The sequence below is a fragment of the Microbacterium sp. UBA837 genome (assembly GCF_002296025.1).
Classification (GTDB): Bacteria; Actinomycetota; Actinomycetes; order Actinomycetales; family Microbacteriaceae; genus Microbacterium.
On sequence record NZ_DBHD01000088.1, the window covers coordinates 39,875 to 52,055 of the forward strand.

At 66.2% G+C, this 12,181-nt stretch carries 14 protein-coding genes and 1 pseudogene; 8 read left to right on the forward strand and 7 right to left on the reverse strand.

The genetic code is table 11. From position 1 onward, the window contains the following. The first annotated feature begins 43 nt into the window (after positions 1-43). Positions 44-1,045 (forward strand): magnesium and cobalt transport protein CorA, encoded by a 1,002-nt coding sequence (locus tag B3587_RS06580; RefSeq protein ID WP_228177847.1) that lies wholly within the window; start codon positions 44-46, stop codon positions 1,043-1,045. Between the two features lie 40 nt (positions 1,046-1,085). Here B3587_RS06580 and upp read toward each other — a convergent pair whose 3' ends face one another. Then, positions 1,086-1,718, reverse strand: a complete 633-nt coding sequence (upp, locus tag B3587_RS06585; RefSeq protein ID WP_228177848.1) for a uracil phosphoribosyltransferase — start codon at positions 1,716-1,718, stop codon at positions 1,086-1,088. Between the two features lie 29 nt (positions 1,719-1,747). On the opposite strand from upp, the gene B3587_RS06590 reads away from it, so the two are divergent. Further along, a complete protein-coding gene (locus B3587_RS06590) occupies positions 1,748-2,215 on the forward strand; it encodes a nucleoside deaminase (protein ID WP_292727334.1) in 468 nt (155 codons plus the stop codon). 94 nt (positions 2,216-2,309) lie between these two features. Here B3587_RS06590 and B3587_RS06595 read toward each other — a convergent pair whose 3' ends face one another. Genes B3587_RS06595 through B3587_RS06605 form a run of 3 tightly spaced genes read right to left on the reverse strand, consistent with a single transcriptional unit; the run spans position 2,310 to position 5,388 of the window. Beyond that, positions 2,310-3,239 carry an LLM class F420-dependent oxidoreductase gene (locus tag B3587_RS06595; RefSeq protein WP_228177849.1) on the reverse strand — a complete coding sequence of 310 codons (930 nt, stop codon included), beginning with the start codon at positions 3,237-3,239 and terminating at the stop codon, positions 2,310-2,312. Positions 3,240-3,250: 11 nt separating this feature from the next. Further along, a complete protein-coding gene (locus B3587_RS06600) occupies positions 3,251-4,234 on the reverse strand; it encodes a cation diffusion facilitator family transporter (protein ID WP_228177850.1) in 984 nt (327 codons plus the stop codon). Positions 4,235-4,275: 41 nt separating this feature from the next. Further along, positions 4,276-5,388, reverse strand: a complete 1,113-nt coding sequence (locus B3587_RS06605) for an alpha/beta fold hydrolase (RefSeq protein WP_228177851.1) — start codon at positions 5,386-5,388, stop codon at positions 4,276-4,278. 159 nt (positions 5,389-5,547) lie between these two features. On the opposite strand from B3587_RS06605, the gene proC reads away from it, so the two are divergent. The 3 genes from proC to B3587_RS06620 all read left to right on the forward strand — a co-directional run bounded on the left by proC (position 5,548) and on the right by B3587_RS06620 (position 8,521). Then, positions 5,548-6,387: a pyrroline-5-carboxylate reductase gene (proC, locus tag B3587_RS06610; protein ID WP_292727338.1), complete on the forward strand. Its 840-nt coding sequence runs from the start codon at positions 5,548-5,550 to the stop codon at positions 6,385-6,387. A 78-nt stretch (positions 6,388-6,465) separates the two neighbouring features. Then, a complete protein-coding gene (locus tag B3587_RS06615) occupies positions 6,466-7,833 on the forward strand; it encodes a TrkH family potassium uptake protein (RefSeq protein WP_292727340.1) in 1,368 nt (455 codons plus the stop codon). Then, positions 7,826-8,521: a potassium channel family protein gene (locus tag B3587_RS06620; RefSeq protein WP_228177856.1), complete on the forward strand. Its 696-nt coding sequence runs from the start codon at positions 7,826-7,828 to the stop codon at positions 8,519-8,521. Before B3587_RS06615 ends, B3587_RS06620 begins: the two co-directional genes overlap by 8 nt. A 39-nt stretch (positions 8,522-8,560) precedes the next feature. Here B3587_RS06620 and B3587_RS06625 read toward each other — a convergent pair whose 3' ends face one another. Together B3587_RS06625 and B3587_RS06630 are read right to left on the reverse strand one after the other, a co-directional pair. Further along, positions 8,561-9,232 (reverse strand): potassium channel family protein, encoded by a 672-nt coding sequence (locus tag B3587_RS06625; RefSeq protein ID WP_195692296.1) that lies wholly within the window; start codon positions 9,230-9,232, stop codon positions 8,561-8,563. Further along, positions 9,225-10,661, reverse strand: a complete 1,437-nt coding sequence (locus B3587_RS06630) for a TrkH family potassium uptake protein (protein ID WP_228177857.1) — start codon at positions 10,659-10,661, stop codon at positions 9,225-9,227. Before B3587_RS06630 ends, B3587_RS06625 begins: the two co-directional genes overlap by 8 nt. Before the next feature lie 104 nt (positions 10,662-10,765). Between B3587_RS06630 and B3587_RS06635 the strand changes: the two genes are divergently transcribed. The 3 genes from B3587_RS06635 to B3587_RS06645 all read left to right on the forward strand — a co-directional run bounded on the left by B3587_RS06635 (position 10,766) and on the right by B3587_RS06645 (position 11,667). Beyond that, the gene (locus tag B3587_RS06635; protein ID WP_228177858.1) at positions 10,766-11,173 is read left to right on the forward strand and encodes an ArsR/SmtB family transcription factor; all 408 of its coding nucleotides are present in this window, start codon (positions 10,766-10,768) and stop codon (positions 11,171-11,173) included. Positions 11,174-11,284: 111 nt separating this feature from the next. After that, positions 11,285-11,476 (forward strand): helix-turn-helix domain-containing protein, encoded by a 192-nt coding sequence (locus B3587_RS06640; RefSeq protein ID WP_195692293.1) that lies wholly within the window; start codon positions 11,285-11,287, stop codon positions 11,474-11,476. A 92-nt stretch (positions 11,477-11,568) separates the two neighbouring features. Then, entirely contained in the window at positions 11,569-11,667 is a 99-nt protein-coding gene (locus B3587_RS06645; protein ID WP_003792170.1) for a 30S ribosomal protein bS22, read from the forward strand. Positions 11,668-11,842: 175 nt separating this feature from the next. Here B3587_RS06645 and B3587_RS06650 read toward each other — a convergent pair. After that, positions 11,843-12,181: pseudogene (locus B3587_RS06650) on the reverse strand (mechanosensitive ion channel family protein); the annotation flags it as partial.

Here is a 12,181-nt window from a genome sequence, read left to right on the forward strand (position 1 = left end):
TCCGGCCGAGGCTCGCTCGCGCCTCGGATCTCGGGAGTACATCATGCCGGTCATCGACAACGCCATCTATGTCGACGGGGTTCGGGTCGAGAGCCCGACATCGCTGGAGGAGGCATACCGGCTGAGGCAAGAGCTCCATGGCTTCGCCTGGATCGGGCTGTACCGCCCCACGCCCGAAGAGTGGGACTCGGTGTCGCGAGAGTTCGACCTCCACCCGCTCGCGGTGGAGGACGGCTCGACAGGGCACCAGCGGGCGAAAGTGGAACGATACGACCGCACGCTGTTCGTCGTGCTGCGGCCCGCCCGCTACGACGACGCTCGAGAACGGGTGGAGTTCGGCGAGGTTCACCTCTTCGTGGGACACGGCTTCGTGATCAGCATCCGCCTCGCCGAGTCTCCCGACCTTGCCGCAGTGCGGCAGCGCCTCGAGAGCACACCCGAGCTGCTACGGCTTGGGTCAGAGGCGGTTCTCTACGCGGTCCTCGACCGGGTCGTCGATGACTATGAGCCGGTCATCGCGGGAATCGAGAACGACATCGATGAGATCGAAGACCAGCTCTTCGGAGACGCCAACGACGAGTTTCTCTCCCGGCGCATCTACGAGCTATACGGTGAGGCCGCCGCGTTCGGCCGAGCGGTCCACCCGCTGATCGGAATGATCGAGCGCCTGCGGCGGGGCTACGAGAAGTTCGACGTCGATCTGGAACTGCGACGCCATATGCGGGACGTCCTCGACAATGTCACCCGGGTGAGCGAGCGGGTGCAGGCGTCGCAAGCGCTGCTCGACAAGGCACTGACGGTTCACTCGGCGCTCGTCGCCCGTCACCACACCGAAGTATCGATGCGTCAGGACGAGCAGGTCAAGAAGATCTCGGGATGGGCGGCGATCATCTTCGCGCCGAGTCTTATCGCCGGCATCTACGGGATGAACTTCGACGACATGCCCGAGCTTCACTGGCCGTGGGGTTACCCCATGGCGATCGGGATGATGCTCGCCTTTGCGGGCGGTCTGTACGCGATCTTCCGCGCGCGCAAGTGGCTTTAGGGGCGCATCGCCCCGCCCACCACGGTACTGTCCGGGGCTATCAGACCGTGCCGTAGAGGCGGTCGCCGGCGTCGCCGAGGCCCGGCACGATGTAACCGCGCTCGTTGAGACGCTCGTCCACGGCGCCGAGCACAAGCGTCACATCTCGACCGTCGACCTGCTTCTCGATCGCTGCCACCCCTTCAGGGGCTCCGAGCAGGCAGATCGCGGTGACGTCCTGGGCGCCGCGGTCGAAGAGGAAATCGATAGCCATCCCCAGGGAGCCGCCGGTCGCGAGCATCGGGTCCAGCACGAAGCACTGCCGGTCGCTCAGATCAGCCGGCAGGCGCTCGGCGTATGTCGTGGGCTCCAGGGTCTCTTCGTTGCGCACCATGCCGAGGAACCCGACTTCAGCGGTGGGGAGGAGCTTCACCATCCCGTCGAGCATCCCCAGGCCCGCGCGCAGGATCGGAACGACGATCGGGCGCGGCTCGCTGATCTTCACACCGGTCGTCTCGGTCACGGGGGTTCGGATGCTGATCTCGGACACCCGGACGTTGCGGGTCGCTTCGTAGGCCAGCAGAGTCACAAGCTCTTCGGTCAATTGCCGGAAGACCGGGGAGGGTGTGCGCTCGTCCCGGAGGACGGTGAGCTTGTGCGTGATGAGCGGGTGATCGGCGACGTGCAAGCGCATACGCCTCAGAGTAGTCCTAGGCTCGTGGCGTGACCCACGCTGACACCGACCGCTCCGCGATGGGCCGCGCGCTCGAGCTGGCCCGGGAGGCCGGGCACACGGGCGAGGTTCCGGTCGGTGCGGTGGTCATCGACGAGACCGGGGCGATCATCGGGGAGGGTCGAAATCGCCGCGAGGCGACGACCGATCCGACAGCTCATGCCGAGGTCGTCGCGTTGCGCGCTGCAGCCCGGGCACGCGGGTCCTGGAACCTCGAGGGATACACCCTCGTGGTGACGCTCGAGCCGTGTCTCATGTGTGCTGGAGCCCTGCTCCAGGCGCATGTCTCCCGGCTGGTCTTCGGCGCATGGGACGACAAGGCGGGAGCTGCCGGCTCGCTCTACGACGTCGTGCGGGATCGCCGGCTGCCGGTGCGCGCTGAAGTGGTCGCGGGGGTCGAGGCTGATGCGGCGGCATCCGTGCTGCGCGACTTCTTCGCCGTTCGCCGCGACTCCTGACCCGGCTTCGGCGTCGCTAACTCCTCAATTTTGGTCGGGCTCGCCCGAAGCAGACCGTTCTTTGAGCAGTTCGCGACGGTGGGCGCGGGCGAGGCTAGCGGGGCAGGTGAGGGAGGATCTCGGTTCCGAGCTCGTCGAGCTGGTCGAGGTCGGTCAGATCGACCTGCTGGAAGTAGATGCGGCTTGCCCCCAGTGCGGCAAGGCGCTCGACTTTCGGGATGATCTCTTCCGCACCGCCGAAGAACATCGCCGCGCCCTCGTTGCCGTCCCTCTCCCGGCCGATCGCGGCCAGACGTCGGTCGAGAGTGGCGTCGTCGCGGCCGACCACGGTGGGAAGTGCCACCGAGAGCTTGAGTGAATCCGGCTGCCGCCCGGCGTCGACGCACGCCTGACGCACGCGTTCGAACGCGTCGGCAACCTTATCCTCGGGTTGGAAACCGATGTTGAACTCGGTGGCGAACCGTGCGGCCAGGGCGGGGGTGCGCCGTTGCCCGCCACCGCCGATGATCACGGGCACCTGCGGTTGCACGGGCTTGGGAAGTGCCGGCGACTGGGTCAGACGGTAGGCGGTGCCCTGGTGGTCGAACGTCTGCCCCTCGGCTGTTGCCCACAGGCCGGTCATCACCTCGAGTTGCTCTTCGAACAGGTCGAAGCGCCTCGGTGGGAACGGGATGCCGTAGGCCTCGTGCTCGCGCTCGAACCATCCGGCTCCGAGTCCGAGCTCGGCGCGGCCTCCCGACATCTCGTCGACCTGTGCGACCTGAATGGCGAGGATGCCGGGGTGACGGAAGGTCACCGGCGAGACGAGCGTGCCCAGGCGTACCCTCTCGGTCTCCCGAGCGAGCCCAGCAAGGGTAGTCCAGGCATCCGTCGGGCCGGGAAGCGGGTCGCCGGCGCCCATCGCGAGGTAGTGGTCGGAGCGGAACCACCCGGCGAATCCGAGCCGCTCTGTGGCCTGGGCGCTCGCCAGCTGCTGCGCATACGAGAAGCCCTGTTGTGGTTCGGTGAAGACGCAGTACTCCATGGTGTCCTTTCTCAACGGCGGGCGTCGTTCGCGTCGGATGCGGACACCCCTGCCGTCCCGGCATCCGTGTCGGTTTCGGTCGGGGCATGGTAGATGTCGGGCTCGAGGTAGATCACCCGAGCGATCGGGACGACGTCGCGGATCCGAGCCTCAATAGCGTCGATGTCGGCAGTTACCTCGCCGAGCGTCTTGTCGGAGGCGAACCCGAGCTTGCCCGCGACCATGAGTTCATCGGGGCCGAGGTAGAGGGTTTTCAGGTGGATGAGCCGTTCGATCTCGTCGCCGCCCTCGATCGCGGTGACGATGCGGTCTCGATCCGCGCGCGTGGCGCCTTCGCCGACGAGCAGGCTCTTCGTCTCGATGCCGAGCGTGACAGCGACCAGGATCAGGAGCGTGCCGATCATGAGCGTGCCGATGGCGTCGTAGACCGGATTGCCGGTCAGCCATGACATCCCGACTCCGAAGAGGGCGAAGACGAGGCCGGTCAATGCCGCCACGTCCTCGAGCAGCACGACCGGCAGCTCCGGAGCCTTCGCATGGCGAACGAACGAGACCCAGGACTGCCCCTTGGTGCGCACGAGGTTGCTCTCGTGAATCGCCGTGCGCAGCGAGTACGACTCGAGGCCGATTGCGATGAACAGAACGAGAACGGGCAGCCAGACGTTCTCGAGTTCGTGGGGATGCGTGAGCTTGTCGACGCCTTCGTAGATCGAGAAGAGTCCACCGACCGAGAACAGGATGATCGAGACGACGAAGGCGTACACGTAGCGCTCGCGGCCGTAGCCGAACGGATGCTCGGCGTCGGCTGCTCGTCGGGACTGGCGACCCCCGAGCAGGAGCAAGAGTTGGTTGCCCGAATCGGCTACCGAGTGGATCGCTTCGGCGAGCATCGAGGCCGATCCCGAGAAGAACCACGCCGCGAACTTCGACAGGGCGATCCCCATGTTCGCGAGGAACGCCGCAATGATGGCGCGATTGCCGCCCGATGCACTCATGAGCGGGAGTCTAGGCCCGCTCGGTGTCGGGTTAGCGCGGCTCAGTCGGCCGAGCGCAGGATGATCGTCTCGGTTGCAGGGAGCGAGGTCGGGGGCTGCCCGATGTAGCCGATGACCTGCAGCAGTGCATGGCGGAACTCCACCGGACGCTCCAGGTGGGGCGAGTGGCCCACGCCCTCCAGGCTCAGCTCTTCGACGTGGCCGCCGGCTGCGGCGTAAGCCTCGAGCACGTCCCGGGTCTGCGAGACCATCTGTTGGGCGGGGGCGACATCCTCCCCGGGCCATCCCGGGATGATGCCGAGAGCGCCGAGGTGGTTGAGGTCGTAGAACGAGGCATCCGACACGATGGCGTCAGCGGTGCCGTGCACCCAGAGGATCGGCGGTTTGGGTTCGAGCTCCACGATCGACGCGGTGTTGAAGTACTTCGGTGCCATCGTGTTGAGAACGCCCACGGTTCCAGCGGCGAAGCCGGGCCAGTTCTCGCTCGGCACGCCGTCGCCGGGGTAGTTGCCGGATGCCGTGGATGTCGTGAGCATCGAGGCAACCCAGACATCCTCGTTCTCGCTGCTGTACCCGGGGGCGACGTAGCCCGAGCGGAAGACGCTGCGGGGCGAGGTCTGTGCCTCGTCGCTCGTGTCGCCCGCGTTGAGCCGCTCGACGAAGTCCGGGTTGCCCCCTCCGCCGCCGGTGCCGGCGTCGTCGTCGGTCAGGCGGCTGCCATCGCGGCGGGTGCCGCCGAAGCCGTAGGGCGAGACCGGGGCCTGCAGCGTGAGACTGAGGACAGGGTGGTCTAGCGCGTATTGCATCACGACCCCGCCGCCCATCGACCAGCCCACGAAGTGTGCGGTCGGAAGACCCAGAGCCTCCATCGTCGCGAAGACGTCGTCGCTGAAATCGCGGACGCCGCGGGTGGCATCCACCGGCAGGTTCTCGGTGCCCCCGAAGCCGCGCAGATCGATGGCGATGACGCGGAGGTCAGACGGCAGATCCTGCATGATCTCCTGCCAGAACAGGGCCGAAGACACATTGCCGTGCACGAACACGACGGTTCGATCGGTGGGTGTCGCGGGGTCGTCCCCGCTGCGTTCCAGGATGTTCACGGCGAGTCGGGGAGTCTCGATCGTGCGGGAGACGATGCCGTCGAAAAGGGTCATATCGGATCCTTGGTTCTCGAGTGACTCTGGTTCGGGAGTGACCCAGGCCGGTGGGACGCGGACGTTGCGCCGACTCCTCCGACGATAGCTCGCTCTCACCACGGGGAGGGATACGCCGAGCGTGAAAATTGGCAGAACGTGCGCGCCTAGGATGACGCCATGGCCTCCTCTACACCTTCTCTCGTCGTCGCCGTCCTCGGAGCTGGTTCGATGGGGGGTGCGGTCGCGCGCGGCGTCGCCGCATCCGGCACAGCAGGCGTCATCGCGACCAACCGCTCGGGGCAGAAAGCCGCCCTCCTCTCCGACATCCCGGGTATCCGCAGCTACGCGCTTGATGAGTACCCGGAGCGCAACCGCCTGTCGGCCGCCGAAGCCGACGTGATCCTCATCGGCGTCAAGCCCGCGATGGTCCCCGACCTGCTCCGCGAGATCGCTCCCTCGCTGCGCCCCGGGGCGATCGTCGTGAGTCTGGCGGCAGGGGTGACGACAGCGACCTACGAGGCGCTTCTTCCCGAAGGGGTTGCTGTGCTGCGATCCATGCCGAACACGCCGGCACTGGTGGGTCAGGCCGTCACGGGACTCGCAGTCGGCTCGCGCGCGAGCGACGCGGACCGCGCGACAGTGCGTGCCCTGTTCGAAACCGTCGGCGTCGTCGTAGACCTCGACGAGGAGCAGATCGATGCGCTGGGCACCATCTCAGGGTCGGGGCCGGCGTACGTGTACCTCCTCATCGAGGAACTCGCCCGTGCAGCCGAGAGCAAGGGCTTCTCTTCCGACCAGGCGCGGCTGCTCGTTGAACAGACCTTCATCGGCGCGTGCGCGCTGCTGGAGGCATCCGGCGAGGACCCGAGGGAGTTGCGGCGCCAGGTGACCAGCCCGAAGGGCACGACAGAGCGGGCGATCGCCGTGCTCCAGGATGCCGACCTGGGTGCGCTCTTCGGACGGGCGACGGATGCCGCGCTCGTGCGCTCGCGGGAACTCGCCGCCGGAGCTTCCTGACACGGCGGTCCCGACAAGAACGGGTGTACCGGGGCAATCCCGCGCGGCGGGTGTGGCACCGGCGTATGCTTCTCGTTCGTGACTTCCCGCGCGGCGTTGACGTCGTCGACGCGACGAGGCTGGCGGCGACCCCATCCGGCCCAAGCGATCGTGTTCGGCTTTGCCGGTGCGATCCTTGCCGGCACGGCTCTGCTGCTTCTGCCGTTCTCGGCGGCTGACGGCCGGTCCACGGGCATCGTCGACGCCCTGTTCACCGCCACCTCAGCGGTGTGTGTGACCGGACTCACCGTCCTCGACACCGCCACACATTGGAGCGGCTTCGGCCTCGCCGTGATCATGCTGCTCATCCAGCTGGGTGGCCTCGGGATCATGATCTTCGCCTCGCTCGTCGGACTGCTCATCGCGCGGAGATTCAGCATGCGCGCGCGGATGACGGCGGCGGTCGAAGCGCGAGCCCTCTCGACCCGGGACGTGAAGGGGCTGGTCCGCGGGATCGTGCTCATGTCCCTGACGATCGAAGCCGTTGTGTTCGCGTTCCTGTTCCCGCGGTTTCTGTTCGAGTACGACTACGGAATCGGGGAGGCAGCCTGGCACGCCCTTTTCCACTCGGTCTCATCGTTCAACAACGCCGGATTCGCCCTCTACAGTGACAATCTGATCCCGTTCGCCGCTGACCCTTTCATCGTGCTGCCGATCTGCGGCGCCGTGATCCTGGGGGGTCTCGGCTTCCCCGTTCTGCTGCAGCTGCGCAAGGAATTCCGAAAGCCCCTGCACTGGAGCATGAACACGCGGATCATGCTGTGGGGCACCGTCGTCCTTCTCGTGGCGGGGACCGTCTACATCACCGCGCTGGAATGGTCCAACGACCGAACCTTCGGCACCTACCCGCCGGCCGATCGCATCCTCATGGGGTTCTTCCACGCCGTTCAAACCCGCACCGCCGGATTCAACTCCGTGGACATCGGCCAGATGCACGATGAGACCTGGCTCGGGATGGACGTCTTGATGTTCATCGGAGGCGGGCCTGCCGGCACCGCGGGTGGCATCAAGGTGACGACCTTCGCGGTGTTGTTCTTCATCATGTGGACCGAGCTGCGCGGCGAGGCGGCAGTCAACATCTTCGGCAAGCGCCTCTCGCGCGCCGTGCACCGGCAGGCGATCACGGTGGTGCTCGTCGCGCTCGGTGCTGTCATGACCGGCACCATCACCCTCATGATCATGACGGGCGACGGCCTCGATGAGGTCCTCTTCGAATCGATCTCCGCTTTCGCCACGGTGGGGCTCAGTACCGGGATCACCGCCGACCTCCCGCCCGGCGGCGATATCGTCCTCATCATCCTCATGTTCCTCGGTCGCCTCGGCCCGCTCACCCTCGGATCGGCGCTCGCGCTGCGCGAGCGGCGCATCCTGTACGAACTCCCCAAGGAAAGGCCTGCAATTGGCTAGGTTCGCTCTGTTCGCCGATTCGTCCCGCCGCATCGCCGAGGCAGACTCGGTGGCGGTCATCGGCCTCGGTCGTTTCGGCAGCTCGCTCGCGAAGGAACTGATGGCGGCCGGAACCGAGGTACTCGGCATCGACACGGATGAGGATCTCGTCCAATCCCACAACGGTGAGCTCACCCAGGTCGTGCGTGCTGACTCGACCAAAGAGGAGGTGCTGCGCCAGCTTGCCGTCGACGAGTTCGATCGCGTTGTGATCGCGATCGGTCAGGACCTCAAGGCATCCATCCTCACGGCATCCCTACTCATCCAGCTCAAGGTCCCGGTGATCTGGGCCAAGGCCGTTGACGACCAGCACGGCCGCATCCTGGAGCAACTCGGCGTGCACCGGGTCATCTATCCCGAAAAGGACATGGGCAGGCGCGTGGCCCACCTCGTTCGCGGAGCCGCCAAGGACTACCTCGAAATCGAGCCGGGCTATTCACTCGCCAAGATCACGACGCCCGATCTGATCGTGGGCATCCCGCTCGGCCAGACAGTTCTTCGTCGCAAGCACGGCGTAACCGTGACCGCCTTCAAGCACGCCGGGGAAACGTGGCTCAACGCCGACAACGAGACGGTGCTCGCTCACGGAGACAGCATCCTGATCGTCGGACCGACCGACCGGGTCGAGGCCTTCGCCCAGCTGCGCTAAGTCCTCGGGCGCGCAGTGTTCTGGTGCGGATGCGCAGGTCTAGCGGTCGAGGGCGGCGAAGCGCTCGATGTCGCTGTTCGTGCCCGACACGATGATGAGGTCGTGGTTGGTCACCACCGTGTTCGCCTCCGCGTAACGGAAGGGCTTGCCGGGGCTCTTCACGCCGACCACCGTGACGTTGTACTTCGAGCGCACTCCCGACTCGTTGAGACCTACGCCGCGGATGAACTTCGGCGGGTACATCTTGGCGAGCACGAAATCGTCGTCGAAACGGATGAAGTCCAGCATCCGTCCGCTCACGAGGTGGGCGACGCGCTCGCCGGCCTCCCGCTCGGGATAGATGACGTGGTTCGCTCCCACACGAGCGAGGATCTTGCCGTGCGACTGGGATACCGCTTTCGCCCAGATCTGCGGCACCTTCAGGTCGACGAGGTTAGCGGTGATGAGCACTGACGCCTCGATCGAGGAACCCACGGCGACGACCGCCACCTGAAACTCCTGGGCGCCGATCTGCTTGAGTGCGTCGATGTTGCGCGCATCTGCCTGCACGGTGTGTGTGACCCGCTCCGACCACTTCTGGACGAGCTCGAGGCTCTCGTCGATCGCGAGGACCTCGCGCTCGAGACGGTCGAGCTCGCCGGCGCAGGCGGCGCCGAACCGTCCGAGCCCGATGACGAGGACGGGGGAGTCGCTTCGGATGCGCTCAACCAACGATGGGCCTTTCCACGGGCAGCGAATACAGCTGCGAACGGGATGTCGCGGCCACGGCCGCGGCGAGTGTCACTGTACCAACGCGCCCCATGACGATCGTCACGGCCAACACGTATTTCGCGGAGTCGGGCAGCTGTTCGGTGAGTCCGGTCGACAGGCCGACCGTTGCAAAGCCCGAGATGACGTCGAAGAGCACGGAGGCGACGTCAGCCTTCGTGATCTGCAGGATGATCACCGTCGAGAGGGCGACGATCGTCGATCCCCACGCGAGAACCGACAGCGCGACCCGCAGCACGTCGCTCGGGATGCGGCGGCGGAACACCTGGGTCGAACTGCGGCCCTTGGCTTCCGACCATACGGCCAGCGCAATGACCGCCAGCGTGGTCACCTTGATCCCGCCTGCCGTGGAGGCGGAGCCGCCGCCGACGAACATCAGCATCATCGCCACGATCTGGCTCGAGCCGTTCAGCTCCGACATGTCGAGAACCGCGAACCCGCCTGAACGGGTCATGGCCGAGAGGAAGAACGACTGCATCGTCGTATCAGCGGCATCCAGGCTTCCGAGCGTCGCCGGGTTGTTGAACTCCAGGCCGAGGAACACGAATCCGCCCAGAAAGAAGAGCGTCGTCGTCGTGATCAGCGTGAGCTTGGTGTGCAGGGGCCACCGGCGGATGTGCCAGAGCTCGCGGCGCAGCGCGAAGATGACCGGAAACCCGATCGATCCGAGGAAGACCCCACCCATCAGGACGGTGAGGACCCAGTAGTTGTCGGCGAATGCGCCGACACCCTCGACGTTGGGGGTGAAGCCGGTGTTCGTGAACGCCATGGCCGCGTAGAACGGAGCCTCCCAGAGCGCAACGTTCCATTCGATGCCCGATGCAAGCATCCCGGGATAGAGCAGGATGGCGACGACGAGTTCGATGACCAGGGTCGACAGCGCGACAACCCGCAGCAGCGATCCGATCTCGCCCAGCCGCACCGTTTGGCTCTCGTTGACCGGTCCGCCGTGGCTGCGGAGTGGGTTCGTGTCACCGGCGGCGAGCAGTTTCGCGCGCAGTCCGAGCCGCCGCGAGATCACGAGCCCGAGGATCGAGGCCAGGGTGAGGACTCCCATCGCGCCGATCTGAACGCCGATGAAGATCACCACGTGTCCGAACGGAGACCACTGTGTGGCCATGTTCACTGTGGAAAGCCCGGTCACGCAGATCGTGGAGACCGCTGTGAACAGGGCGTCAGCGAACGCTGTGACCTCACCTGTCGCCGAGGCGATCGGCAGCGAGAAGAGCCCCGTGAAGATGAGGATCAGGCCCACGAACACGAAGATCGCGAACCGCGACGGCGAGTTCTGTGCGACGGTGCGAAACAGCTCGAACAGGCGGTGCCCGAGGGTGCGCAGGGGATGCGGCGTCGCACGTACGCCTTCGGACATCCCCACCCTCCCTGGTGTCTCGCTCGGTGGCTATCCCGGCGGCCCTGTCGGCCGGATCGCTCCCTCATGCTACTGCCGGGCGCGCACGCGACTACCCTGAACACATGGCGGACATCTTCGACGTGATCGCAGACGGTACTCGGCGCGACATCCTGCGGCTGTTGCTCGACCGCGAGTCCGAGTCCGACTCGGGCACGAGTGTGTCCCAGATCGTGAGCGAGCTCGGGGTCAGCCAACCCACGGTCTCCAAGCACCTCAAGGTGCTGCGGGATGCCCACCTCGTGTCGGTTCGGGAGGAAGGGCAGCACCGCTACTACAGCCTGTCACCCGAACCCCTCGACGAAGTCGACGATTGGCTGGTGCCGTTCCTGACGACCGAAGATGACCTCGAGATCGAGCTGCCGGCGGCGCTGTCGGAGTCGGCGGCGCACGCGGCCGAGGCGGTGGGCCGCGCCGCGGCATCCGCCCGGTACGCCGTCACCAACGCCTGGCGGAAGCTTCCTGGCCGGTAACCACTCACGTCACACGGGTCACACCGGTTTACACGCGTCTCGCGCAGGCTCTAGAGTGTTCGCTACCGCCGGTTTGTGATGCCGGCGGGCTGGGCATTGGAAGGGGAGGCCATGGCAGAGCTGCCAGACGTGCGCTTCCTGACGGTCGCGGAAGTCGCCGACCTGATGCGGGTATCGAAGATGACCGTCTACCGGCTGGTGCACAGTGGCGAGCTGCCGGCTGTTCGGTTCGGACGCAGCTATCGCGTGCCGGAGTCCGCGGTGACAGCCGCCCTTCAGCGGCCCATCGCCGACGTCGGCTAGACTGATCCGAGGCATTTTTCCATTCATGCCCGTTCCCGGGCGAGAACGCACGCCGCGTTCGACGCCCAGACCCCGACATTGTGAGGTTTTCCGTGGGTTCTGTCATCAAGAAGCGCCGCAAGCGCATGGCGAAGAAGAAGCACCGCAAGCTGCTTCGCAAGACTCGCCACCAGCGCCGCAACAAGAAGTAAGTTGCGGCAGCCACACCAAGCGCCTGTCCACTGGACGGGCGCTTCGTGTTTGTGCTCACGCCGCTGACGGCATCCGTTCGCCCGCGCACGCCCGCGCTGAGGACCGCACCGAGGTAGGACTTTTCGTCGAGGTCGGCCGATTCGCGGCTGAATCGTCCTACCTTGCTGATTTCTCCTACTTCGGCGACCCGCTGCGGGCGTCCTCCGAGTCCTCGTCGGGACCGTCATCCTGCACCGGAATCGCGTTGGTGTACCGGGCGGCACGGGCCTCTCCCTGCGCGCTCCCCGAGAACAGACCTTCCACGGCGCCGGTGTTCGTTCCCTCGGCTTCGGTCTCCTCGGCAGGCTGCGTGACCAAGACGCGCTGCACCGGAAGGGCGTCGGGATTCGTGCGGCGCACCCAGGCGACCATCTCTTCGCGCACCAGGCAGCGCAGGTCGAAGAGCGTTCCCGCGTTCGCAGCGGTGACCAGGATGCGGACCCGCACCATTCCGCCGGTGGCTTCTGTCACCTG

Coding starts and splice junctions, on each gene's coding strand:
- B3587_RS06580 (WP_228177847.1), top strand. CDS start 44: ATGCCGGTCATCGACAACGCCATCTATGTCGACGGGGTTCGGGTCGAG.
- upp (WP_228177848.1), bottom strand. CDS start 1,718: ATGCGCTTGCACGTCGCCGATCACCCGCTCATCACGCACAAGCTCACC.
- B3587_RS06595 (WP_228177849.1), bottom strand. CDS start 3,239: ATGGAGTACTGCGTCTTCACCGAACCACAACAGGGCTTCTCGTATGCG.
- B3587_RS06600 (WP_228177850.1), bottom strand. CDS start 4,234: ATGAGTGCATCGGGCGGCAATCGCGCCATCATTGCGGCGTTCCTCGCG.
- B3587_RS06605 (WP_228177851.1), bottom strand. CDS start 5,388: ATGACCCTTTTCGACGGCATCGTCTCCCGCACGATCGAGACTCCCCGA.
- proC (WP_292727338.1), top strand. CDS start 5,548: ATGGCCTCCTCTACACCTTCTCTCGTCGTCGCCGTCCTCGGAGCTGGT.
- B3587_RS06630 (WP_228177857.1), bottom strand. CDS start 10,661: ATGTCCGAAGGCGTACGTGCGACGCCGCATCCCCTGCGCACCCTCGGG.
- B3587_RS06635 (WP_228177858.1), top strand. CDS start 10,766: ATGGCGGACATCTTCGACGTGATCGCAGACGGTACTCGGCGCGACATC.
- B3587_RS06640 (WP_195692293.1), top strand. CDS start 11,285: ATGGCAGAGCTGCCAGACGTGCGCTTCCTGACGGTCGCGGAAGTCGCC.